Below are 23,295 nucleotides of genomic sequence, written 5' to 3'. Positions count from 1 at the left end.
CGGGTGCGAGACACTCAATTATTGTTGAACTGAGTACATTAAGTCCAACTGGGCAAAAAACCGGGCCGGTTTGCCTGAGCAAAACCGACCCGGTTAGTGAAACTGAAGGAGCGTGCGTTAGTCCTGCTTGCGCGAGAACTTCGTGGCGATCTTCCACGTGGTGGGGATCACGGCTGCGGCAATACCGGCCTTGATGAGTCCACCGATGATGAAGGGGTAGAGACCCCACGCGAGAACCTGCTCGAGTGTTCCACCGGTCACGATGGCAAGCCACGTGAGGCCGAACGCGAAGGTGACAACCGTGCCACCGAGGAACGAGAGCGCAGCGCCGAGGAACTTCTTGTCCCAGTCGCGCTGAGCAAGCCAGCCGGTGAAGCCGGCAGCAAAGATGAAGCCGATGATGTAGCCGCCGGTGGTGCCAGCAAGAACGCTGACTCCGGAAGAAGCTTCGCTGAAGACGGGGAGTCCAACCAAGCCGAGCAGCGCATACAGCGTCATCGAGATCGCACCACGCGTCGCACCAAGCGAAGCACCAACAAGCAGTACCGCGAGTGTCTGGCCCGTGATCGGTACGGGGTACAGCGGGACAACAACCTGGGCCATTACAGCAGTCAGAGCGGCGCCGGCGGCAACGAGCGTGATGTCAGTGGCGAGGCTACGAGAAAAGACGGTGTCGGCGAGCGTGGGCCGGCCGAGGGTCAAAGTGAGAGTCGACACGCGACGCTCCTTTCCTTTGTCTGCGAACTGTGAAGAGCCCTGCCTGAATAGGCGGGTGCCTGAATAACCCTAGTCATAGATTGCGGGCATCGGTGTGCGCCTCGTGCTAACAAACCTGCTCAGATTTGTGAGATGCGTAACAATTGCGATTCTCACGCCGCCGGAGTGGCAGGCGCTGCAACGGCTGTCGCATCGCCGACTGCCGGCGGAGCCAAGAACAATGTGCCCCGGATGACGCTCCCCGCAAAGGTGCGCAGCGCTACGAGTACCCAGGCTCCCACAAGAGCTACGAAGCTCACGAGTGCCATCACCTCGAGCACCGCGGAACCGGTAGCCACGGCGAGTACGCTCAGCGCAACCACCATGTTGCCCACGGGGAAGGTGAACGACCACCACGTGAGGCTGAACGGCAAGCCGCGGCGGGCGGTGTGCACGGTCATGGCGATTGCTAGCGCCGTCCAGAGGAGCGCAAAACCTAGTGTGGGGACGCCGTAGATGAACCCGAAGAAACTGAGGGCCTCGGCGAGCTCCGCAGACACCGCGGAGGGGGCAACCGCTCCAAGAACAATTGCGGCCGTGATGGACTGGCCGAGTGGGCCAAGCACAATCCAGAGAGTCGGAACCGCTGCGGAGTTGCCGATGTTGTGTCGTGCTAGTCGTCCCCAGATCAGCGGGAGGATCACCGCGGTAGCGATCATGCTGAGCCCGAACATCGCGTAGCAGGCGATCAGCATCGTCAACCGAGCCTCGCCCTCAGGCAGGTATGGGATGAGCGGTGCTCCGGCTGCTGCCGAGACCAGGGGAGGGACCACGGGCATGATCCAGCCTCCGAACGGCGATTGATCTGTGCCGGATGACGACGTGAAGGTCAAGAACGGGACAATCACGGCGGTGGCAAGGCCAAGCACGGTGCCGATTGACCACAAGATCAGTGCGACGGTGAGCGCGGCATCCGCCCCCACGATGTCGGGGCCGAAGAGCAATGCACCTGCGCCGATGGTCAGAATCGCCAGCGGCGGCGCACCATAGAAGTGAACCATTGCCGGATGCCGGTGGTGCGAAAGCGCAACCTCCCGGTGGGCGATCCAGTGCGCTGCGCTCGCGGCGATAAGCCCCAGGAGCAAGACAGTCGCGATCACCCAGACGGTGCTCGCAAACACGTGGAGTTGCGGAGCGATTAGGGGAAGCGTTGCGGCAGCGTTCGCGACGATGCCCGTGCCCATAACGGAGGCAAACCAGTTGGGGCTGATGTGGGAGATCACATCGCGGGGGCTGCTGAGGTCGCGCAACAGCACGCGGCGGCGAGGAATCTGGCTGCTCATGAGTCGTTTCTGAAAGTCGGAGGCGCGACGGGTTCGGCCCACCGGTGCAACCGCGGGTATTCGTGCCGCATTCCCGTAGCCTTGAGCCACCCCGGTGTCGCGCAGCGGTTGTGCGTGGCTACGGGGCATGCCGCGCTTCGTTCTGCAGTGGAGGAACCATGACCGAACTCGTGATCGTTGCCCTCGTGGTGTTCGCCTTCGCGATGGTGTCGCGCAAGCTTGCGCTGTCTCCCGTGACCGCGCCGATGGTCTTTACGGCTGTGGGCATCCTGTTGGGTGCTGTGGGTGCGCGGTGGTTTCAGCTCGACCTCAAGAGCGAGGTCGTCTCAATCCTCGTCGAGGCCACCCTCGTCTTAGTGCTCTTCACGGATGCGGTACGCATCGATCTGCGAGCGTTGCGCAAGCAGATCTTTCTTCCGCTGCGCTTGTTGGGTATCGGCCTGCCGCTCACGATCGTGCTCGGGGCAGTCGCCGCGGCGGCGCTCTTTGGCGAGCTCACCTTCATCGAGGCTGCTCTCATCGCCGCGATTCTGGCGCCGACGGATGCTGCGCTCGGCCAAGCGGTTGTCAGCGATAAACGGTTGCCGGTTCGCCTTCGGCAGGCCCTCAACGTAGAGAGTGGCCTGAACGACGGAATCATGGTTCCGGTTGTCACAGTCTTTCTGGCGATTGCCGCCACCGAAACGGGAGCCGCTTCGGGCGAGAGTTGGGGTCTGTTCGCGGCTCAGCAAATTGGGTTCGGGGTCATCTTCGGTGGGGTTGTCGGAGTGCTTGGCGGGTGGTTGTTGAGCCGAGCGTCGAGCGCCGGATTTGTTGACGGCATTTACCGCCAGCTGGCGACCATTGCCATCGCTGTCGCGGCGTTTGCGAGCGCCGGTGTTGTTGGCGGCAATGGATTTATTGCCGCGTTCGTGGCTGGTCTCGCGTTTAGTGCAGTTGCTCGCGACCACTGCGAGGATGTTCAAGACTTCACTGAAGACGAGGGGGAGTTGCTCAGCTCGATCACCTTCTTGGTGTTCGGCGCGGTACTCGCAGCACCGATCCTCACCTCGCTCACGTGGCAGATCGCTCTCTACGTGGTGTTGTCGCTGACGGTGGTGCGCATGGTGCCCGTTCTCCTGGCGCTGGCGTGGTCGGGTACCCGCTTCGAGACGCGGCTCTTCATCGGATGGTTCGGGCCACGAGGGCTCGCCTCGATTCTGTTCGCTCTCTTAGTGTTCGATGAGCTGAGTGGCTCCGTTGCTGACACCGTGTTCTCGGTAGCGGTGTGGACAATCCTCGTCAGCGTCTTTGCCCATGGCGCGACGGCCAGCCCGTGGACGGCGCGACTTGCACGCCGCCTGAGTTCGGCTCCGGCATCCGCGGCGGAGATGAAGCATGTGCAGGAGATGCCGGCACGTCGTCGGTTCTGAGGCGCACGGTGATCCACCTAGAGCGCGCTTGTGCTAGTCCAACTAGAACAATTATGATGACGTCATGCTAGTTCGAGTGGATCCCGCGTCCGAGACGCCGCTCTTCGAGCAACTCGCGGCGAGCATCCGCCAATCTGTCATCGATAAGACCGTCACAGCAGGGGAGAGGCTCCCCAGCGCACGAGAACTAGCCAGCTCTCTCGGCGTCAACATGCACACCGTCTTACGCGCCTACCAAGAATTGCGCGACGAGGGATTCATCGAACTCCGCCGCGGTCGTGGAGCAATCGTTGCCGCCACCGCCCAGAGCTACGATTCGCTCGCCGACGGCATCACCGCTGTTGTTGCTGAAGCGCGCGCCCACAAGGTTTCACTTGCTACTCTTACCGCCCTCATCCGAGAGGAATACCAATGACCCTTCCCGCCGAGAATGTTTCGCCCCAACTCACGCGAAACCGCCGTCTGATCATTGTGATCGGCGTGGTGATCCCGCTCGTAATCGCGCTGGCCGCTGCCTTCATCATGGCGCTGTGGATCCCTGAGCTTCCGAGCCCGGTTGCCTCGCATTGGGGAACCTCAGGCCCAGACGGATACTCCACCGTGGGCAGCGTTATTGTGTTGCCGCTACTGATGACGCTAATCTTCGCGGCGCTTGCCGCCTTTGCCAGCTGGAAGGGTGGTCCCAACGGCGGAATGCTCTGGGGGCACAAGATCATGGTGGCCGCATCCATGTTCCTGGCGATTACGCTCAGCGTCACAGCGGCGGGCTCACTTGCTGTTCAGCGAGGACTTGAGAACGCTGAGAATGCTCCTGCGATCGGGGGAATTGCCATTGCTGCATTCCCGATCGCACTCATCATGGCCTTATTCGCCTGGCTCATGCTTCCTGCCGCCGAGTACATTCAGTCGACCCCGGTCACCGCGAAGCCCATCGAGGGTGCTGCAACGCAACGCGTGCACTTCTCCACCACGACGCGGGTTGGTCCAGGCGTCGTGATTATCGTCGGCGCTGCCCTCGCCGCTCTGGCCATTGCCCTCGCAGTGCAGGCGGTCAGCAATCCCGAGGAACTCCTCTTGCCCGCTGTCATCGGACTCTTCGTGATCGCACTGTCCGTCAGCACTCTTTCCTGGCGTGTGACAATCGATCAGCGTGGGCTTAAGGTCCGCTCCGCTCTGGGCTTTCCTCGCACCACCATCGCGCCAGACCAGATCGAGTCCGTCGCCGTCGTCGACGTCAACCCGATGGGCGAGTTCGGTGGCTACGGCTGGCGTTGGGCTCCCGATGGTCGCAGCGGCATCGTTCTCTCCAAAGGTGATGCCATCGAAGTGACGCGGATGAACGGCAAAAAGTTCATCGTCACGATGCACGATGCTCAGCTGGCAGCAGAAACGCTCGCTACTATCGCCAAGAAATAGCGCTCAGCGGTCAGCTAACTCGCGTATCATTGACGTACACGCGATGAACCGGCTATCACCGGGGAGCATTCGGAAGAAACCATCTCAACTTCAGCTTCGGCGGGGGAGCAGGCGGCGGTAGAACCGAACGGGTAAGCCCGTTACAGCGATATGAGTGGTGTGCCTCCGGGTGCATAAGCGGGGTGGTACCGCGGCTGAAAGGTCGTCCTCGTGCAGATTATTCGCACCTACGTACCACTGGAGCCTCATGTCGTATCCCCGCCACAGCTCAGACGATTCCGTCGCGCCGTCCCCGAAGTTTCCGGCGATCGAAGAGCAAGTGCTCTCGTACTGGAAGGCAGACGGCACTTTTCAGGCATCCATTGATCAGCGTGAAGGCGCCGATGAGTGGGTCTTCTACGACGGCCCTCCTTTTGCCAATGGCCTCCCGCACTACGGTCACCTGCTGACTGGCTACGCCAAAGACCTCTTTCCGCGGTACCAGACCATGCGCGGCAAGCAAGTACACCGCCGCTTCGGCTGGGACACCCACGGACTCCCCGCTGAACTCGAAGCGATGCGCCAGCTTGGCATCACCGAGAAGAGCCAGATCGAAGAGATGGGCATCGACAAGTTCAATGCCGCCGCTCGCGAATCGGTGCTCAAGTACACCGGCGAATGGCAAGAGTATGTGACGCGCATGGCGCGTTGGGTCGACTTCGAGAACGACTACAAGACGCTCGACGTCAACTTCATGGAGAGCGTCATCTGGGCGTTCAAGCAGCTGCACACAAAGGACCTCGCCTACGAGGGTTTCCGAGTGCTGCCCTACTGCTGGAATGACGAAACCCCGCTTTCCAACCACGAACTGCGCATGGATGACGACGTCTACAAGATGCGTCAAGACCAGACCGTCACGGTCACGTTCCCGCTCGACGGTGTGAAGGCAGAAGCGCTGGGGCTCACCGGCGTAAAGGCTCTTGCCTGGACGACCACCCCGTGGACGCTCCCCACCAACCTTGCTCTCGCAGTCGGCCCCGACATCGACTACGCGATTCTGCCTGCCGGCCCGCTCGGTGCTGGCGACGGTTCGGAGCAGGGCTCCGCCCAGTTCATGCTTGCGGGTGACACCATCGCGGCCTACGCGAAAGAACTTGGCTACGAGACCGCTGAGGAAGCTCTTGCAGCAGTCACGCGCACCATCAAGGGTGCCGAACTCGCGGGCGTTCGCTATGACCGCCTCTGGGATTTCTATGCGGATGCCGAAACCTACGGCACCGAAAACGCGTGGCAGTTCTTGGTCGCCGACTACGTTGCCACCGGTGAAGGTACTGGCATCGTGCACCAGGCGCCCGCCTACGGTGAAGATGACCAAAATGTGTGTGCTGCTGCCGGCATCCCCGTTGTCATCTCGGTTGACGATGGTGGCAAGTTCTTGCCGTCGGTGCCGCCCGTTGAAGGCATGCAGGTATTCGACGCCAACAAGCCGCTCACGAAGTTGCTGCGCGAAGAGGGCCGCCTGCTCAAGGTCGCCAGCTACGAGCACTCCTACCCGCACTGCTGGCGCTGCCGCAACCCACTGATCTACAAGGCTGTGTCGAGCTGGTTCGTCAAGGTTCCTGAGTTCCGCGACCGCATGGGCGAGCTCAACCAGGAGATCAACTGGGTCCCCGAAAACGTCAAGGAAGGCCAATTCGGCAAGTGGGTGAGCAATGCCCGCGACTGGTCGATCAGCCGCAACCGCTACTGGGGTTCACCGATCCCGATCTGGAAGAGCGACAACCCTGACTTCCCGCGCGTGGATGTCTACGGTTCCCTGGCCGAGATCCAAGCGGACTTCGGCCGCTTGCCTCTCAACCACGAGGGCGAGCCCGACCTGCACCGCCCGTTTATCGACGAGCTGACGCGCCCGAACCCCGACGACCCGAGTGGTCAGTCGACGATGCGTCGCATCGAAGACGTGCTCGACGTGTGGTTCGATTCGGGCTCGATGCCGTTCGCTCAGGTTCACTACCCGTTTGAGAACCAAGAGTGGTTCGACACCCACAGCCCGGCCGACTTCATCGTGGAGTACATCGGTCAGACTCGCGGATGGTTCTACACTCTCCACACGCTCTCGACGGCGCTGTTCGACCGCCCGGCCTTCTCTAACGTCATCAGTCACGGCATCGTGCTGGGCAATGACGGCCAAAAGATGTCGAAGAGCCTGCGCAACTATCCGGATGTCTCCGAGGTGTTCGAGCGTGACGGTGCTGACGCGATGCGTTGGTTCCTGATGTCGAGCTCGGTGATCCGTGGCGGAAACCTCATGGTTACCGAAGAGGGCATCCGTGATGGTGTTCGCCAGATGCTGCTGCCGCTGTGGAGCACGTACTACTTCTTCACTCTCTACGCCAACGCTGCCGATAACTATGAGGCGAGCTGGCGCACCGATTCGACGCACGTTCTCGACCGCTACTTGCTCGCTAAGACGCGAGAGCTGATCGAGGATGTCACCGTTGAGCTCGACGCACTCGACAGCCCCATGGCAGCGGCCAAGCTTCGCGACTTCGCCGACGTGCTCACCAACTGGTACGTGCGTCGCAGCCGTGACCGCTTCTGGAGCGGCGACGACAAGGATGCCTTCGACACGCTCTACACCGTCCTAGAGACCGTGGCGCGCGTTGCTGCCCCGCTGCTCCCGCTCGTCTCCGAGGAGATGTGGCGCGGCCTCACGAACGGCCGCAGCGTTCACCTCACGGACTGGCCTGACGCCTCAGCGTTCCCTGCTGACCACGATCTGGTTGCAACGATGGACCGGGTGCGTGAGATCGCCTCGAGCGGACTTGCTCTGCGCAAGGCGCGCAGCCTGCGCGTTCGACTGCCGCTGGCTTCGCTGACGGTTGTGAGCGACACTCCGGCAGCCCTCGCACCGTTTAGCGACATCCTTCGCGATGAGCTCAACGTCAAGGCTGTCAAGTTTGACGCTCTCGAAGAGGGTTCGTTGGAGAGCTTCGGCATCACCAAGAAGCTCACTGTCAACGCTCGGGCTCTCGGCCCGCGCGTCGGCAAGCAAGTGCAGCAGGTCATCAAGGAGGCCAAGGCCGGCAACTGGGAGACCACGGCCGACGGTGTTTCCGTCGACGGGATGCCGCTGGAAGCCGGCGAATACGAACTCCAGATGGAAGCGGCCGACGAAGCGAGCGCAATCGCGTTCCTCTCCGAGGGTGGCTTTGTGATCATTGACACCCAGCTCACTCCGGAACTCTCAGCGGAGGGCCTCGCTCGCGATGTCATCCGTGCGATTCAGGATGCCCGCAAGGCGGCAGGCTTCGACGTGAGCGACCGCATCTCTCTGACGATTGGTGCGCTAGACCCCGCCGACCACGAGGCCATCGGATTCCACAGCGCCATGATTTCCTCAGAAACGCTTGCAGCGCAATCCACCGTTCAGGCCTTCGCGAATGACCTCGAAGAGGGCACACTAGAGGTGCACCGCACGCAACTCGCGGCAGGAAAATACGCCAATATCGGCGCGCTGGTGATCGACATCACCAAGATGGGAACGACCAATGTCTGACCGCGATGATGAACTCGGCAACGACGGCCAATTCGATGAAAACGGCGACCCCATTGAGGCGTCGCTGACCGACGAAGAACGCGCCGAACTCGGCCCGGAGCATCCCCTCGCCGACCTCAGCCCCTTCGCTGATGGTTTTGAGGGCACCAACATCGACGAGGATTCAGACTTCGAACTCGAAGACACTGAATACCTCTCGGATGCCAACAACGTGTTCGAAGAACTGCTTGCGCGAGTGGGGGAGCAGGCGCCTCAACCGCGTCTCGAAGCAACTCGTCGCGCCGTCGAGTTGATCGGCGACCCGCAGCGCACTTACCCCGTTATTCACATCACGGGCACCAACGGCAAGACCTCCACGAGTCGCATCATCGAGAGCATTCTGCGCGCCTACGGGCTGCGCACGGGGCTCATGACGAGTCCGCATCTTGTGCGGGTCAACGAGCGCATCGTGATTGATGGCCGGGCGATTTCGAACCGGGCACTGGCCGAGAACTGGGCTGACATCCGCCCGTTCCTGCTCATGGTGGATGCCGAGCTGATGGCCAAGGGCGAAGAAGCGCTCACCTACTTTGAGGCGCTGACGGTGCTGGCATTCGCGAGCTTTGCGGATGCTCCTATCGATGTGGCCATTCTTGAGGTTGGCATGGGCGGCGAGTGGGATTCCACGAACGTCGCCGACGGTCAAGTTGCCGTGTTCACGCCGATTGCGCTCGATCACACGCATCGTTTGGGCACGACAATCGCGCAGATTGCGCGCACCAAGGCGGGCATCATCAAGCCGGCTGCCGCGATCGTGTCGGCTATTCAGTCGTCGGATGCTCAGATCGAGTTGGAGCGCGCCGCAGACCTTACCGAGTCCACAATTGGTGTCGAGGGCGATGCTTTCGAACTCCTCAGCAGCAATGTTGCCGTGGGTGGCCAACTTATTTCGGTGCGCGGACTCGCAGGCACCTACTCTGATCTGTTCATGCCGTTGTTCGGTGAGTTCCAGGGGCACAACGCCGCGCTCGCTATCGCTGCCGTCGAGTCGTTCTTGGGCGCTGGCAGCCAGGCGCTCGTTCACGATGTGCTCGCTGAAGGGCTCGCTACCGTCGCGTCGCCGGGGCGACTGCAGGTTATTGGTGCGGAACCCACCGTGATTGTGGATGCCGCTCACAACCCTCATGGCGCAGCGGCTCTCGCCGTGGCGCTCAAGGAATACTTCACGTTCGAAGACATCGCTTTTGTCATCGCTGTTGTCGACGACAAGGATGCTGCCGGCATCGTGGAGGCTCTTGCCCCCATTGCTAATCGCTTCTATGTAACGGCATCACAGTCGGACCGGGCCGTTCCTCCGGAGGAACTCGTTGAGACCGTTCGCGCGTTCACCGATGAGACCACCGATTTTGATTCCTTTGCTGAAGCAATGGAGTTGGCGCGCAGCTGGGCGGCAGAAAACGAACGCCGAGCTGTCGTCGTGACCGGTTCCATCACTCTTGTCGGCGAGGCTCTCGCTCTCGCCGAGGCAGAGGGCTGGAAGCCGTGACCTCCGCACCCACGGTTCGCCGAAAGCGCTCCGTCACCGAACTGCTGCTGAGCATCGTGTTGGTGCTCGATGCCACGCTGATCTTTTTCGTAGCGCTCACGGCGTTCGGGCTCAAAGCCCTCGCTCCGGCCCCGGCGTTCATCGGGGGAGCAATTCTGATCGTCGTGTTCGTCGCGCTTGCCCGGATGCTGCACCGCCCGGGGGCCCTCTGGGTCGGTTGGGCGCTGCAGGTCGGTCTCATTGCTCTTGGTTTCATCCTCACGCCGATGTTTTTCGTGGGGGCAGGTTTCGCTGGCATCTGGATCTATTGCTTCATTAAGGGCCAGCAACTCGACCGCGCCAAGGCCGAAATTCTTAACACCCAGTCCATGACCACCCCCTCTGAGGAGACACAATGAACATCGAAGAGACCCTTGTACTGATCAAGCCTGACGGCGTTGCTCGCAATTTGACCGGTGAAATCCTTCGCCGTATTGAGGCCAAGGGCTACCAGCTCGTTGACGTGCGTCTCGTGCAGGCGGATGTCGACCTTCTGTCGCAGCACTACGCCGAGCACGAAGGCAAGCCGTTCTACGAGCCGCTGCTCGACTTCATGCAGTCGGGGCCGACCGTCGCGCTGCGCATCGCGGGCAACCGTGCGATCGAGGGATTCCGTTCTCTCGCGGGCACGACCGACCCGACTACGGCAGCTCCCGGAACGATCCGTGGAGACCTCGGTCGCGACTGGGGCCTGGCTGTTCAGCAGAACCTCGTGCACGGCAGTGACTCGCCTGAGTCCGCAGCGCGTGAGCTTGCACTCTGGTTCGCCTAAATCGCTTTCCTGAACTCATATAGCGCTCACGGGCAAGCGACGGATTAGCGCGGCATTCTCAGCGGCTAAACCGTTCAGTCCACAACATAATGGCGAGGGCCTGACAACCGTCAGGCCCTCGCCATTGTTGTGTTCCCCTGGGGGAATATGTCTTACAGGTACGACAGAGCGTCGAGTCGAATCTGGGCGACAATCGCGATGATGATGTAGCCAACAATCGTGATCACAGGGACCCATCTGTAGGCGGTGCTGGCGGCCTTGCGGAGCGAACGGGGAGCGCGAATCGCGCCTACTTTGATGTTGCGCAGTGTCACTGCCCAGAACATGGGTATCGTGACCGACCACACAACCATGCACCAGGGGCACAGAGTGCCGAGGTTGAAAATGCTCTGGTAGGCGAGCCAGAGAATGAACGCGAAGGCGCCTGCTACTCCGATGTTGAAGGTGACCCAGAACCAACTATTGAAGCGCGCTCCGGCGAGTATTGCGGCACCGACAACAACTGGCGCCATGAACGCCACCAGGCCAATGATGGGGTTGGGGAAGCCGAACAACGCGCCCTGCGCTGACTCGAGGTTGGCTGCGCACTGCACCACGATGCTGAAGTCACAACTCAACACGGCATCCGGGTTTTCGAGCACATGGAGCTTCTCCAGTGTGAGCTGGAACGACGCCCAGAGCCCCACAAGCCCAGCGAATATCAGAAAAATTGCGAGGGCTATGGGCCTGTTGCGAACCCCGGAAGCAGTCATGCTGGGATTATCGCACGCGCGTCAGGCTCACTTTCTGAGAATGCATGCGATAATGAAGCGTAGTTATTCCGAGCCGCGCTCGGAACAACACCAAGAAGTCTTCCCGGGCATAGCGACCGGACCAGTTGCGCAACGCTAGTTGTGTGAGTCGGATAGCCAGTTCCGAAGTGCTGTGAGAGAGCACAACTGCAACGCGAGCCACGGGCCCGTTGCAGGACCTGAAGAATTAGTAGCGGTTCCTGAACCATAGGTTTGGTGGGGGAATAGCGCACGAGAGAGTACCCGGTGGGTGGCGCGGTCGCCTACAAGGGCTAGGAGTACACCAGCGATGGTGAATGAAAGCAATAATTCGAAAGATGTTCCCAAGAAGAAGGGCCTTTTCGGCCGTATTCTTCCTTCGGCAAAAGCGCCGGTAGAGAAGCCTGTGGCACAGAAGCCGCCGGTCGACTCGCCCGTAGCTGACGCTCCGGTCGCCGCAAGCGCGCCCCGTGCAGCGAAGTCTTCTCAGCGTCCCGCTGCGAAGACGGCAAGCGAACACCTTGGTCGCGAGGTCCCAGATGCCGTCACCGGCATGAAGGCTGAAACTGCGAGCGAGTCCACGGCCGCGAACTCCGAGGCAACCGCGCCAGCTGCAGCTAAGGCAGACGTGAACGCAGACGCAAAGACCGGTTCATCAGCTCCCGCACGCTCACGCTCACGCAAGAGCCCGGCCGCTAAGACATCGGCCGAAAAAGCGAAGACCGAGAAGGCAACGACCGCGAAGGCAGCTCGACTGACGCCGCCGTCGACGACGTCGCTGCTCTTTCAGGCACCTGATCTTCCCGATCTGCCCGAGCTTCCGGCCCGGTCGTCGCGTTCGCGCAACGACAACGGTGCTGGTTCTGACAACCGCAGCGGTGACAACCGCGACGGTCGGGACAACCGCAGCAAAGACGATAACGAGGGCCAAGACGAAGCGGGCAACGTTCGCCGTCGCTCACGTCGTCGTTCTGGTGAGGATGCTCGTCCCGGTGACGAGTCGCCCAACACCGTTGTGCGCGTTCGCCAGCCTCGCAAGCAGGCAGAGCCCAGCAATGAACCCACTCGCGTCAAGGGCTCTACTCGCCTTGAGGCGAAGAAGCAGCGCCGTCGTGATGGCCGTGATGCTGGTCGTCGTCGTCCCGTCGTAACGGAGAGCGAGTTCCTCGCGCGCCGTGAAAGCGTTGACCGCGTCATGGTGGTCCGCTCGAAGTTTGATCGCATCCAGATTGGTGTTCTCGAAGACGGCGTCTTGGTCGAACACTATGTAGCGAAGGCTCAAGACGCGAGCCTCATCGGCAACGTCTACCTCGGTCGCGTTCAGAACGTTCTGCCCAGCATGGAAGCAGCCTTTGTCGACATCGGGCGTGGCCGCAACGCTGTGCTTTACTCCGGTGAAGTCGATTGGGATGCCGCCGCTGAGAACTCTGCTGATGGCAAGCCGCAGGCTCGTCGCATTGAGCTCGCGCTCAAGCCAGGTGACCGCGTTCTTGTTCAGGTTACAAAAGACCCCGTAGGCCACAAGGGTGCCCGACTCACGAGTCAGGTTTCTTTGCCCGGTCGTTACCTCGTCTACGTTCCCAATGGTTCGATGAGCGGTATCAGCCGCAAGCTGCCCGACACGGAGCGTTCGCGTCTCAAGAAGATCCTCAAGGGTGTTCTGCCGGAGAACGTCGGTGTCATTGTGCGCACCGCCGCCGAGGGCGCGACTGAGGAACAGCTCACGCTCGACGTGAACCGTTTGACTAACCAGTGGGCTGACATCAGCGCGCAGGTTGAGAACGCTCAGAACCAGGGCCCAGCATTGCTGCACTCTGAACCTGATCTTCTGATCAAGATCATTCGCGATGTCTTCAACGAAGACTTCCACAAGCTTGTTATCGAGGGTGACGACGCTCGCAAGACTATTGAGGGCTACGTTCGCTCGGTCGCACCTGACCTGCTCGATCGTCTGCAGGCTCACGAAGGAACCGTTGACTCCTTCGAGGAGTACCGCATTTCTGAGCAGATCGAGAAGGCTCTCGACCGCAAGGTGTGGTTGCCCTCGGGCGGTTCGCTCGTCATCGACCGCACGGAAGCGATGACTGTCGTTGACGTCAACACCGGCAAGTTTGTCGGCTCCGGCGGCAACCTCGAAGAGACCGTCACCAAGAACAACGTTGAAGCAGCGGAAGAAATCGTTCGCCAGCTGCGTCTGCGTGACATCGGTGGAATCATCGTGGTCGACTTCATCGATATGGTTCTCGAGTCCAACCGTGACCTCGTCTTGCGTCGCCTCGTGGAGTGCTTGAGCCGTGACCGCACGAAGCACCAGGTTGCTGAAGTGACGTCACTCGGTCTCGTGCAGATGACGCGTAAGAAGCTTGGCCTTGGCCTGCTTGAGACGTTCAGCGAGAACTGTGAAGTGTGTGCTGGCCGCGGTGTAGTCGTTCATCACGACCCCGTCACTAAGCACCGCTCGCAGCCGACACAGAACGAGCAGGCTGGCGGTGGACGCCGTGGGCGCAACCGTGGCGGCAACAACAACTCCGGCGGTTCGAACAACAACTCTGGCAACTCGAACGGCAACAACGGCGGCAACAACGGCAACGGTGGTGGATCGCAAACGCAGCAGTCCAACAACTCCGCGAAGGCTGCTGCTCCGGCTTCGGCTCCGAGTAATGGCACTCACGCGATCACTGAAGACGTGCGTAACGCGCTTGCTCGTGTTGCCGCGAGCACCGTCGTTCCTGTCGTCGAAAACCAGGCTAGTGAAACTCCAGCAGTGGATGCCGCGGCATCCGCTCCTGCAGCGACCGAGACAGCGGCGGCTCCCGAGCCCAAGAAGTCACGACGCAGCAAGGGCGGAAACAAGTCATCTCAGCCCGCTCAGCGCGCGAGTGACGCTGTCGAGCCGGCCGCTGAAGCTTCTGTAGCCATTTTTGACATTCCTATCACCAAGGCCGAGAGCTCGACTCCCAAGATCAGCACGCAGGATGCGGAGCAGATTCTGGGTTCGGTTCTCGAGGCTCTTCCTGAGCCCAAACAGCCTGGTCACGGCAAGGCTCGTGGTTCACGTCGCGCCAGCAGTCAGGGCAAAACTGTCAACGCAACGCCTACCGACGACAACTAACACTGCGGCACTCGGTACTTTTCGAGTTTCAACTTTGTAAGGTTTACCCGTGAGCACCACTTTGCCAGCGAGCGTCGATGATCACCATCATCAGCATGATCATCGACCTCGCCGGTCACAAAACCGTTGGTTGTGGTTGGCCTTCGGCACGATCGGTGTCGCGGCAATCTTCGCGCTGCGAGCGTTCACTGGAGAGCTAGAGTCCGTCGGCGTCCCGGGTCTCACCGCTGATCTTCTCACCTTGGCGACGAGTGTCATCATCGAGTCGCTGCCGTTCGTTGTGCTCGGCATCCTGCTGTCAATTGTGGTGCAGACGTGGCTTCCGGATGACTTGCTGATGCGGTATTTGCCGCAGCGTCCGGTGTTGCGTCGGGCCGCAATCTCCTTGTTCGGCATTGCATTGCCGGTCTGCGAGTGCGGCAATGTGCCTCTCGCCCGTGGGCTGATCCTCAAGGGCTTCTCGGTGCCCGAGTCGATGACGTTCCTGTTGGCGGCGCCGATTATCAACCCGATCACGATTGTGACGACTCATCAGGCTTTCGGCTTCGATGACGGCATCCTCGTGGGGCGAATTCTTGGTGGCCTTGCGATCGCCAACATCGTGGGTTGGCTCTTCAGCTTGCACCCGCAGCCCAACGCGATGCTCACTGGTCGTTTCGCTCAGCAGTGTGCGGTGGGTTCTCACGGGCCCCGTCAGTCGCGCACAGAAAAAAGTCTCGACATTTTCATGCGCGAGTCCAGCGTGCTCATGCCAGCGGTGTTCATCGGCTCGCTCATCGCGGGCGCCATTCAGGTTGCGGTACCGCGAGACGTCTTGGTGTCGCTCGGTAGCAATCCACTCTGGTCGATTCTCGCGATGATGGCGCTGGCGTTCGTTATCTCTGTGTGTTCCAGCGTTGATGCGTTCTTTATTTTGCCCTTTGCCAGCACCTTCATGCCCGGTTCGATCGTGACGTTCCTGGTGTTCGGACCGATCATCGACATCAAGATGCTGGCCATTATGCGCACTACCTTTACGGCCAAGGTGCTGCTGCAGCTATCGCTTGTCGTTGCCCTGATGAGTGCCTTTATCGGATTGGTGATCAACTATGTGGTCTAGCCTCCAACGCTGGTGGGGCGTCATCCTGATTCTCGTGGCCGTAAGCGCCACGGTGTGGCTTGGGGCGACTCAGCAGCTTGTTCTCTACATTCACCCCCGCTATGTGGTGTTCACGGTAGTTATGGCGGCTCTCGCGCTCGTGATGGGTGTGCTGAGCCTCGCAATCCGTCCGGCTAACACCGAAGAAGGGGTGGCTCCGCGCGGGTGGTCGCGGGTTGTTGGGGGAGTAGCGCTGCTTCTCTCTGGTGCAATCGCTCTCACGTTGGTCGTTGTGCCTCCGACGACGCTGTCGAGTGCTACCGCAAGTCAGCGCGACATTGTTGGTTCCACGGTGGGCAGTGATAGTCAGAACGTGGATGAGGTCGCGAATGCCGACGATGAACTCATCGCGAGTTTCACAGTCGTCGATTGGTCGTCCTTGCTCCGTCAAACAAGCGATCCGAATTTCTATTCGAACAAGACGGCGGATGTCGTGGGCTTCATCACGGCCAGCGAAGATGATCCCGCCAACATTTTCTATCTCTCGCGCTTCACCGTCACGTGCTGCGCGGTTGACGCGCAGCCCACGGGTGTTGCCGTCTACGCCCCAGACTGGGCGAACGAGTTCGACGTTGATGCGTGGGTGGAGATCACCGGCTCTTTTGAGATCAACCCGAGTTCGCGCAGCGATCTGCCGCTCGTCCTTGTTCCGGAGACGATGACTGTTGTGGAGCGGCCGAGTGAGCCATATCTCTATTAGTGCACGCCCTCCGGAGACGGAGCACAGCATCCACTCGTTTCGGCGAACTTTCGCCTGGACGATTGCTGTGCTGTTGGTGCTGTGCGGAATTTTTCTCGGGCTGGGGTACCTGCAGGGACCCAAGTTGTCGAGCGCTCAGGTCGATGTGGATGCGGTGGTGTCATCGTCAGATCAAACGTTGCGTCTCTTCGCGAATCAGACTCTCGCTGCTGTGGACTCTGGCGCGGTCACTGTTAGTCCGGATGTCGCGGCAACGGTGTCGAGTGAGGGCGACCTGATCTCGGTGCAGTTCGCGGAAGCGTTGGACTACAACACGGAGTACACGGTGTCGGTGGATGACGTCGTGAGTCCCTCTGGTGGGTCTGAGTCCACGCTGAGTTATTCGTTCACGACGGGGGAACCCACGCTGTACTACCTCGACCGTGGCGTGCCGAACGACGAGATCGTGCAGACCGGGATGAGTTCGCAGGAGCGCACCGTGGTGTACTCGGGAGAAGGCATCCAAGAGTTCGTGCCGGTGGGGGACGTGTTTGCGGTTACGACCGCGGCTGCTGATCGCACTGGAACCCTCACGCTCGTGAACCCCGACACGGGAGTCACCGAACAAGTGCTACTTCCCGAGGTCGGTGAAGTCGCAGATCTGGATGCGGCCCGCTCGGGTTCACTCTTAGGTTTCACGATTTCGAGTCTCGATCCGGGGCCAATTCCCACGGTCTCGCACACGCTGTACACGATGGATGTTAATCGTGGCCGTGACGTCGTAGCCGTAACTGACTTGGATGGCGACCCCATGCGGGTCGTTGGCTGGCAATTTGTGCCTGGTTCGTCCACGATTGTGGCGCTCACGACTGAGAGCACGCTCGTGCGGGTCGATACGGCATCGGGCTTGGTGGTGCCGCTCGGCGGTTACTTCGAGTTCGATCGGGTCTCGGCCGACGGCTCAAACGTGGTGGTCGTTGATCCGCGAGGCAGTGCGGCGGTCGCGCTCTCCGACGGTACCGAGTTGCGTTTGAACCCGTCGACAATCGATGGTGAGCAGCCTTTCTTGGGGCAAACCGATGCGGATGCTGCAGGAAACCTGGTGGCCAAGATGGTGTTGGTGGATGCCGACGGCGGCTCGTTCAGCAGTGTGCTGGCTTTCGATGACGGTGAGGCTTCGCGCATCCTGTACCAAACGGTTGATGACAAGGGTGCAATTTTGGACTTCCACGTGTCGCCAAACAACCAGTTTGTGGCGGTCGAGGTGCAACCGAACGTCTCGAACTTCGACTCTGATGAGTATGTGAAGAATCCGCGTCCGCAGAGCGTGACGACCTACCTTGTGGAGATTGCGACGGGCGCGGTGACGCGCAGTGTTGAGGGATTCGGCCTCGTGTGGCGCTAGGTTCGTCCTATGACAGCGATTTCTGATCTCAACGAGTTGGTTGCGTCGATGGAGCCTCATCTCAACGAGGGCGTCTTCGTGTTCGCGACGGTGGGCTCGCTGGCGGAGGTCGACGAGTCTTCGATTGTGGCGCTGATGCGGGAGCCTGAGGGGCTTTCTGTCGTGATGTCCGAGGCGGATGCCGTGCGTCAGGGCATCGCGCATGAGTTCCGCTCGTCGTGGATCACACTTACGGTCACGTCCGCTCTCGAAGCTGTGGGGCTGACGGCAGCGTTTGCGCAGGCGCTTGGTGATGTTCAGATCAGCTGCAATGTCATCGCCGGACGTCACCACGACCACATCTTCGTACCCACTGATTCGACGGATGCCGCCCTTGCGGCGCTACGCGGACTGCAGGTGTCCGCTCGCTAGGCGGACCGCAAATGGCCTGGCGCGCGTCTCAGGAGCGCGCTGACTACTTCGCTGGTCGGTCGCGTTGGGCTACGCGCAGCCCGCTCGCTTCGAGCCTGCGCACGAACTCGCGCACGCCGACGGGTTCCGCTCCGAGAGTGACGAGCTGTGTCCACATGCGGGCAGGTACGTCGTAATGGTCGAGGTCGAACCCGCGGCGGGGGATGCCGGCCCGGCTCGCAAACTCGTGCAATTCGTCGAGTGATACGTCGCTGACGATGTGCGCCCAGACCGTGTCGTGGGCTGGCCAAATTGGCTGGTCGATCAACACGGTCATACTGTGAGCCTAATTGACGGCGAATCGTGAGGTGGAGGTTTTGACCCAGTGCCCCTTCGCAACGTACTATGGACTCTGCTGCACCCGAGTTGTGGTTCCGATCGTCGAGATCGTGACCAATGTTGGTGTACACGTTCTCGTTTTCGTCGGGTCAAGATCATGATTGATTCAGTCGAAAGCTACTGCAGCGTGTCGTTTGACCGGGAGTGCCCACGTCGAGTATTGTTGATCCTTGGCGTGTGCTGGGCAAAGCCCGCAGAATTCGCCACAAGCTTCAGTAGTTCTAGCTATTCAATCGTTAAGTAAGGGTCAAAAGTGGTTTACGCAGTTGTGCGCGCCGGTGGGCGGCAGGAGAAGGTAGAGGTCGGCACGATTGTCGTTCTCGACCGCATCGCAGCCGACAAGAACGGCAATGTTGAGCTCGCTCCAGTTCTGTTCGTTGACGGCGACAAGATCACTCACGACGCCAAGGCGCTTGAGAAGATCAAGGTCGTTGCCGAGGTATTGAACGATGAGCGCGGTCCCAAGATCGTTATCCAGAAGTTCAAGAACAAGACCGGCTACAAGGTTCGCCAGGGTCACCGTCAAGAACTGACCCGTATCAAGATCACCAGCATCAAGTAACTGCTGACGGACGTAAAGGACTTCTAGACAGATGGCACATAAAAAGGGCGCAAGCTCCACCCGTAACGGCCGCGATTCCAACGCACAGCGCCTCGGCGTAAAGCGCTTCGGCGGCCAAGAGGTTCTCGCCGGCGAAATCATCGTTCGCCAGCGTGGCACTCACTTCCACCCCGGCGTTAACGTCGGCCGTGGCGGCGACGACACTCTGTTCGCTCTCGCACCGGGCGCTGTTCAGTTCGGCGCAAAGGGCGGCCGCAAGGTCGTCAACATCGTTTCCGCGTAACTTTCCGCGGCATTTCCACGCAGCCTGCTTGCAGGCACGCGTTACAGCGAAGAGCGAGCTTCGGCTCGCTCTCGCCATTTAAGATGGCACTACAGGCCAGTCATTAGCTCACGAGAACAGGAGGAACCATTGTGGCATCGTTCGTCGACCAGGTAACCCTTCATCTCCTAGCAGGCCATGGTGGCAATGGGTGTGTTTCGGTCAAGCGCGAGAAGTTCAAGCCTCTCGCCGGCCCCGACGGTGGCAAGGGCGGTGACGGTGGAGACATCGTTCTCATCAGTGACCCGCAGGTAACGACACTTCTTAATTACCACCGCTCTCCGCACCGCAAGTCTCAGCACGGTCAGCCCGGTCAGGGTGACCACAAGGCTGGCACCGCCGGCGCAGAGCTGCTGGTTCCTGTTCCCGTCGGCACCGTGGTCCGTGATGCTTCAGGCGAAGTTCTCATCGACATGGATGCCCCGGGAATGCGACTGATCGTTGCTCCCGGTGGTCAGGGTGGACTCGGCAACGCCGCGCTGTCATCCACGAAGCGCAAGGCTCCCGGATTCGCGCTGCTCGGCACGCCTGGCTTTGAGGGCGATATTCACCTTGAACTCAAGACTGTTGCAGATGTCGCACTCGTCGGTTATCCCTCCGCGGGAAAGTCGAGTCTGATCGCCGCCATGAGCGCGGCCAAGCCCAAGATCGCTGACTACCCCTTCACGACTCTCCACCCCAACCTCGGTGTGGTTGAGTCTGGCGAGGTCCGCTACACGATCGCTGACGTTCCCGGTCTTATTGAGGGTGCCAGCGAAGGCAAGGGGCTCGGCCTCGAGTTCCTGCGGCACGTTGAGCGCTGTACTGCTCTGTTGCACGTCCTTGACTGTGCAACGTTGGAGCCCGGTCGCGACCCCATCACTGACCTCGATGTCATTCTTGGTGAGCTTGCGGCGTATCCCGTTCCCGAGGGGCAGAAGCCTCTCCTCGAGCGCGAACAGATCATCGCCCTCAACAAGGTCGATGTTCCTGAGGGCAACGAACTTGCTGACATGGTCAAGGCTGAGCTCGAGGGCCGCGGTTACCGCGTCTTTGAAGTCTCGGCAGTCTCCCGCCACGGTCTCCGTGAACTTTCTTTCGCCTTGGCAGCACTCGTGCTCGCCGACCGTGAAGCCCGCATCTCTGAGCCGGCCAAGGAGCGCATTGTCTTGCGTCCCCGCGCCGTGAACGCGAAAGACTTCGCGGTCAAGGTCGAGGGTGGCACGTACGGCAACATCTACCGCGTGGTGGGCGATAAGCCCGAACGTTGGGTTGCCCAGACAGATTTCACCAACGAAGAAGCAGTGGGCTACCTCGCTGACCGTCTCGCACGCCTCGGCGTTGAAGACGATCTCTTCAAGGCGGGCGCCGTTCCCGGTTCTACCGTCATCATCGGTGCCGGCGGAGGCGTTGTCTTCGACTGGGAGCCGACGTTGTCGTCTGCCGCAGAATTGATTGTCGCGCCGCGTGGTACTGACCCGCGACTCGACGACAACCCCCGCGAGACCAACCGCAGCCGCCGCCGCAACTACCTTGAGCGCATGGATGCCAAGGCCGCTGCACGTGCGGAGCTTGAGGGCGAGCGCGAAGCTGGCGTGTGGCAAGACGATGAAGGTTTCGCTATTCAGCGTGACGATGAGCCGGAGGATCGTGACTAACAAGCCCACCGTGCGCGCCGAGATTCCTCGTGCGCGCCGCATCGTTGTCAAAGTCGGCTCTTCGTCGGTGAGCGGTGCCAACGTGGGCCAGATCGGTGCTCTAGTTGATGCTCTCGTGTCAGCTCATGCCACCGGTTCTGAAGTCATTCTTGTATCATCCGGCGCAATCGCCACCGGCATCCCTTTCTTGAAATTGGATGGTCGGCCGACCGATCTCGCGACCCAACAAGCCGCGGCTGCCGTGGGCCAAAACGTGCTCATCTACCGCTACCAAGAGAGCTTCGACCGCTACGGCGTTGTCGCCGCGCAAATCTTGTTGACGGCGGGGGACATGGAAAACCCCACCCACCACAGCAATGCTCAGCGCGCGCTCGAACGGTTGCTTGGGTTGAAGATCCTGCCCATCGTGAACGAGAACGACACTGTCGCAACCCACGAGATCCGCTTTGGTGACAACGATCGCCTTGCTGCGCTCGTCTCGGTGTTGGTTCGAGCAGATGTGCTCGTGTTGCTGTCGGACATTGACGCGCTGTACACGAAGCCGCCGTCTGAGCCTGGAGCTGAGCGCATAGACGTGGTGTCGTTCGCGAATGACCTCAGCGATGTCACTTTTGGCGACATCGGTGCGGCTGGAGTCGGAACCGGAGGCGCGGGAACGAAGGTTGCTGCTGCCAAGCATGCTGCGGCGGCTGGCATCCCGGTATTGCTCGCTGAAACAGGCAGCGTCGCTGCCGCTCTGGCGGGGGAGTCGATCGGGACCTGGTTCGAGGCAGACCCCGCCGCTCTGTAGCTGCCGCCGTAGTTCGCGCTGTAGTCATCGCCGCGTAACGTTCGAGTGGGGTGGATGAGCGCCGCTACACTCTGATCATGGGTGATTCAGTAGCAACCGCGCTCTCTATTGACGACAAACTTCACGCCGCACGTGCCGCATCGCGCACTCTGGCGACCGTTACTACGGTGCAGAAGAATGCCGCGCTCGAAGCCATTGCGGCCGGTGTGGTTGCTCACGCCGACCGAATTGTTGAGGCGAACGCGCGAGACCTCGAACGTGGTCGCAGCAATGGCATGACCGTGGGGCTCCAAGACCGACTTCGGTTGACCCCGGAACGAATCGCGCAGCTCTCTGCAGCAGTGCTCGAAATCGTTGAGCTTGCTGATCCGGTCGGCACCGTTGTGCGCGGCTCAGTACTGCCCAACGGGCTCTCGGTGGCGCAAACGCGCGTGCCTTTTGGCGTCATCGGGGCGATCTACGAAGCTCGGCCCAATGTCACGATCGATATCGCTGCCCTCGCGCTCAAGAGCGGTAACGCTGTGCTCCTTCGGGGTGGCTCGGCTGCCGAAGACTCCAACCGCGTGCTCGTAGAGGTTATTCAGTCTGCGTTGTCGAGCGTCGGCATCGACCCGGCATCCGTCCAGACCGTCGACGAATTTGGTCGTGAGGGGGCTAAAGCGTTGATGCAAGCCCGTGGCTTTGTCGATGTGCTGATTCCGCGCGGAAGCGCTCAGCTGATCCAGGCCGTCGTTACTGAGTCGACAGTTCCCGTGATCGAGACCGGAGCGGGAATCGTTCACATTTTCTTGGATGAGTCTGCCGACGAGACCACCGCGGTTGAGATCGTGCACAACGCGAAAGTTCAACGCCCGAGCGTGTGCAACGCTCTCGAGACGCTGCTTGTTCACGAGCGTGCAGCCGAACGATTGATTCCCGCAGTGCTGGCGCGATTGGCCGAGGCGGGCGTCACGATTCATGCCGATGAGCGCACTCGCGAGCTGTTCCCGTCGGCAGAGATCGCCGACGTCGACGCGTGGTCGGTCGAGCACTTGAGTTTGGATGTCGCGGTGCGGGTCGTCGCCGACCTCGATGCTGCGATCGAACACATCGATACCTATTCCACGAAGCACACGGAATCGATCATCACGAATGATCTCGCGAATGCGGATCGTTTCCTTGCAGAAGTGGACTCCGCCGTGGTCATGGTCAATGCCTCCACCCGCTTTACCGACGGTGCGGAGTTTGGTTTCGGTGCCGAAGTGGGCATCTCGACCCAGAAGCTGCACGCGAGAGGCCCCATGGGGTTGCCGGAACTTACGAGTACCAAGTGGGTTGTGCGCGGCAGCGGTCAAGTCCGCGGCTAGACTG

21 protein-coding genes are annotated in these 23,295 nt (G+C 60.7%); 17 read left to right on the top strand and 4 right to left on the bottom strand.

Annotated elements, in window-relative coordinates; translation table 11 throughout:
* Positions 1-117 precede the first annotated feature (117 nt).
* Both I6E81_RS02835 and I6E81_RS02830 read right to left on the bottom strand, forming a co-directional pair.
* On the bottom strand, positions 118-717 hold the full coding sequence (locus I6E81_RS02835; RefSeq protein ID WP_197105891.1) for a biotin transporter BioY: 600 nt from the start codon (positions 715-717) through the stop codon (positions 118-120).
* Between the two features lie 152 nt (positions 718-869).
* Complete coding sequence (locus I6E81_RS02830) at positions 870-2,168, bottom strand: TDT family transporter (protein WP_231603843.1); 1,299 nt, start codon at positions 2,166-2,168, stop codon at positions 870-872.
* 29 nt (positions 2,169-2,197) lie between these two features.
* Here I6E81_RS02830 and I6E81_RS02825 point away from each other — a divergent pair, with 29 nt between their 5' ends.
* From I6E81_RS02825 to ndk, 7 genes are all read left to right on the top strand, one after another.
* Positions 2,198-3,451 carry a sodium:proton antiporter gene (locus tag I6E81_RS02825; protein ID WP_197105890.1) on the top strand — a complete coding sequence of 418 codons (1,254 nt, stop codon included), beginning with the start codon at positions 2,198-2,200 and terminating at the stop codon, positions 3,449-3,451.
* Between the two features lie 64 nt (positions 3,452-3,515).
* Positions 3,516-3,866, top strand: a complete 351-nt coding sequence (locus tag I6E81_RS02820; protein WP_197105889.1) for a GntR family transcriptional regulator — start codon at positions 3,516-3,518, stop codon at positions 3,864-3,866.
* On the top strand, positions 3,863-4,867 hold the full coding sequence (locus I6E81_RS02815; protein ID WP_197105888.1) for a DUF1648 domain-containing protein: 1,005 nt from the start codon (positions 3,863-3,865) through the stop codon (positions 4,865-4,867). Before I6E81_RS02820 ends, I6E81_RS02815 begins: the two co-directional genes overlap by 4 nt.
* A gap of 247 nt (positions 4,868-5,114) precedes the next feature.
* The gene (ileS, locus tag I6E81_RS02810; RefSeq protein WP_197105887.1) at positions 5,115-8,405 is read left to right on the top strand and encodes an isoleucine--tRNA ligase; all 3,291 of its coding nucleotides are present in this window, start codon (positions 5,115-5,117) and stop codon (positions 8,403-8,405) included.
* Positions 8,398-9,930, top strand: coding sequence for a folylpolyglutamate synthase/dihydrofolate synthase family protein (locus I6E81_RS02805; RefSeq protein ID WP_197105886.1), 1,533 nt, complete (start codon positions 8,398-8,400; stop codon positions 9,928-9,930). Before ileS ends, I6E81_RS02805 begins: the two co-directional genes overlap by 8 nt.
* Positions 9,927-10,328, top strand: a complete 402-nt coding sequence (locus I6E81_RS02800) for a DUF4233 domain-containing protein (protein ID WP_197105885.1) — start codon at positions 9,927-9,929, stop codon at positions 10,326-10,328. The genes I6E81_RS02805 and I6E81_RS02800 overlap by 4 nt, the downstream gene beginning before the upstream one ends.
* Positions 10,325-10,741 carry a nucleoside-diphosphate kinase gene (gene ndk / locus I6E81_RS02795; RefSeq protein WP_009772535.1) on the top strand — a complete coding sequence of 139 codons (417 nt, stop codon included), beginning with the start codon at positions 10,325-10,327 and terminating at the stop codon, positions 10,739-10,741. The genes I6E81_RS02800 and ndk overlap by 4 nt, the downstream gene beginning before the upstream one ends.
* Positions 10,742-10,893: 152 nt before the next feature.
* Here the strand turns inward: ndk and I6E81_RS02790 are convergent, their stop codons facing one another.
* Positions 10,894-11,493, bottom strand: a complete 600-nt coding sequence (locus I6E81_RS02790; protein WP_197105884.1) for a vitamin K epoxide reductase family protein — start codon at positions 11,491-11,493, stop codon at positions 10,894-10,896.
* 328 nt (positions 11,494-11,821) lie between these two features.
* Here I6E81_RS02790 and I6E81_RS02785 point away from each other — a divergent pair, with 328 nt between their 5' ends.
* From I6E81_RS02785 to I6E81_RS02765, 5 genes are read left to right on the top strand one after another with little or no spacing between them, the layout of a single operon-like run.
* Positions 11,822-14,623, top strand: coding sequence for an Rne/Rng family ribonuclease (locus tag I6E81_RS02785; RefSeq protein WP_197105883.1), 2,802 nt, complete (start codon positions 11,822-11,824; stop codon positions 14,621-14,623).
* 49 nt (positions 14,624-14,672) lie between these two features.
* Positions 14,673-15,722 (top strand): permease, encoded by a 1,050-nt coding sequence (locus I6E81_RS02780; RefSeq protein ID WP_307784087.1) that lies wholly within the window; start codon positions 14,673-14,675, stop codon positions 15,720-15,722.
* Positions 15,712-16,461 carry a TIGR03943 family protein gene (locus I6E81_RS02775; RefSeq protein ID WP_197105882.1) on the top strand — a complete coding sequence of 250 codons (750 nt, stop codon included), beginning with the start codon at positions 15,712-15,714 and terminating at the stop codon, positions 16,459-16,461. Before I6E81_RS02780 ends, I6E81_RS02775 begins: the two co-directional genes overlap by 11 nt.
* On the top strand, positions 16,442-17,845 hold the full coding sequence (locus I6E81_RS02770; protein ID WP_307784086.1) for an Ig-like domain-containing protein: 1,404 nt from the start codon (positions 16,442-16,444) through the stop codon (positions 17,843-17,845). The genes I6E81_RS02775 and I6E81_RS02770 overlap by 20 nt, the downstream gene beginning before the upstream one ends.
* 9 nt (positions 17,846-17,854) lie before the next feature.
* Positions 17,855-18,256, top strand: a complete 402-nt coding sequence (locus tag I6E81_RS02765) for an ACT domain-containing protein (protein WP_197105881.1) — start codon at positions 17,855-17,857, stop codon at positions 18,254-18,256.
* A gap of 43 nt (positions 18,257-18,299) precedes the next feature.
* On the opposite strand, the gene I6E81_RS02760 is transcribed toward I6E81_RS02765, so the two are convergent.
* A complete protein-coding gene (locus I6E81_RS02760; RefSeq protein ID WP_197105880.1) occupies positions 18,300-18,572 on the bottom strand; it encodes a DUF4031 domain-containing protein in 273 nt (90 codons plus the stop codon).
* Positions 18,573-18,887: 315 nt separating this feature from the next.
* Between I6E81_RS02760 and rplU the strand changes: the two genes are divergently transcribed.
* From rplU to I6E81_RS02735, 5 genes are all read left to right on the top strand, one after another.
* Positions 18,888-19,196 (top strand): 50S ribosomal protein L21, encoded by a 309-nt coding sequence (gene rplU, locus I6E81_RS02755; protein WP_009772527.1) that lies wholly within the window; start codon positions 18,888-18,890, stop codon positions 19,194-19,196.
* Positions 19,197-19,227: 31 nt separating this feature from the next.
* Entirely contained in the window at positions 19,228-19,479 is a 252-nt protein-coding gene (gene rpmA / locus I6E81_RS02750) for a 50S ribosomal protein L27 (protein ID WP_197105879.1), read from the top strand.
* 131 nt (positions 19,480-19,610) lie between these two features.
* Positions 19,611-21,155 carry a GTPase ObgE gene (obgE, locus tag I6E81_RS02745; RefSeq protein ID WP_197105878.1) on the top strand — a complete coding sequence of 515 codons (1,545 nt, stop codon included), beginning with the start codon at positions 19,611-19,613 and terminating at the stop codon, positions 21,153-21,155.
* Positions 21,148-21,945 (top strand): glutamate 5-kinase, encoded by a 798-nt coding sequence (proB, locus tag I6E81_RS02740; protein WP_307784084.1) that lies wholly within the window; start codon positions 21,148-21,150, stop codon positions 21,943-21,945. The genes obgE and proB overlap by 8 nt, the downstream gene beginning before the upstream one ends.
* A 77-nt stretch (positions 21,946-22,022) precedes the next feature.
* The gene (locus I6E81_RS02735) at positions 22,023-23,291 is read left to right on the top strand and encodes a glutamate-5-semialdehyde dehydrogenase (protein WP_197105877.1); all 1,269 of its coding nucleotides are present in this window, start codon (positions 22,023-22,025) and stop codon (positions 23,289-23,291) included.
* Positions 23,292-23,295: the final 4 nt, after the last annotated feature.

The organism is Salinibacterium sp. NG22, assembly GCF_015864925.1.
Taxonomy (GTDB): domain Bacteria; phylum Actinomycetota; class Actinomycetes; order Actinomycetales; family Microbacteriaceae; genus Rhodoglobus.
Note: the sequence above shows the minus strand (reverse complement) of the source record. Positions and strands in the feature narration are given on the sequence as shown.

What these genes read in the sequence shown, in the direction of transcription:
- I6E81_RS02805 (WP_197105886.1), top strand. Translation starts at nt 8,398, where the DNA reads ATGTCTGACCGCGATGATGAACTCGGCAACGACGGCCAATTCGATGAA.
- I6E81_RS02820 (WP_197105889.1), top strand. Translation starts at nt 3,516, where the DNA reads ATGCTAGTTCGAGTGGATCCCGCGTCCGAGACGCCGCTCTTCGAGCAA.
- I6E81_RS02815 (WP_197105888.1), top strand. Translation starts at nt 3,863, where the DNA reads ATGACCCTTCCCGCCGAGAATGTTTCGCCCCAACTCACGCGAAACCGC.
- rpmA (WP_197105879.1), top strand. Translation starts at nt 19,228, where the DNA reads ATGGCACATAAAAAGGGCGCAAGCTCCACCCGTAACGGCCGCGATTCC.
- I6E81_RS02825 (WP_197105890.1), top strand. Translation starts at nt 2,198, where the DNA reads ATGACCGAACTCGTGATCGTTGCCCTCGTGGTGTTCGCCTTCGCGATG.
- I6E81_RS02765 (WP_197105881.1), top strand. Translation starts at nt 17,855, where the DNA reads ATGACAGCGATTTCTGATCTCAACGAGTTGGTTGCGTCGATGGAGCCT.
- I6E81_RS02785 (WP_197105883.1), top strand. Translation starts at nt 11,822, where the DNA reads ATGGTGAATGAAAGCAATAATTCGAAAGATGTTCCCAAGAAGAAGGGC.
- ileS (WP_197105887.1), top strand. Translation starts at nt 5,115, where the DNA reads ATGTCGTATCCCCGCCACAGCTCAGACGATTCCGTCGCGCCGTCCCCG.
- ndk (WP_009772535.1), top strand. Translation starts at nt 10,325, where the DNA reads ATGAACATCGAAGAGACCCTTGTACTGATCAAGCCTGACGGCGTTGCT.
- I6E81_RS02760 (WP_197105880.1), bottom strand. Translation starts at nt 18,572, where the DNA reads ATGACCGTGTTGATCGACCAGCCAATTTGGCCAGCCCACGACACGGTC.
- I6E81_RS02830 (WP_231603843.1), bottom strand. Translation starts at nt 2,168, where the DNA reads ATGCCCCGTAGCCACGCACAACCGCTGCGCGACACCGGGGTGGCTCAA.
- I6E81_RS02775 (WP_197105882.1), top strand. Translation starts at nt 15,712, where the DNA reads ATGTGGTCTAGCCTCCAACGCTGGTGGGGCGTCATCCTGATTCTCGTG.
- I6E81_RS02735 (WP_197105877.1), top strand. Translation starts at nt 22,023, where the DNA reads ATGGGTGATTCAGTAGCAACCGCGCTCTCTATTGACGACAAACTTCAC.
- I6E81_RS02790 (WP_197105884.1), bottom strand. Translation starts at nt 11,493, where the DNA reads ATGACTGCTTCCGGGGTTCGCAACAGGCCCATAGCCCTCGCAATTTTT.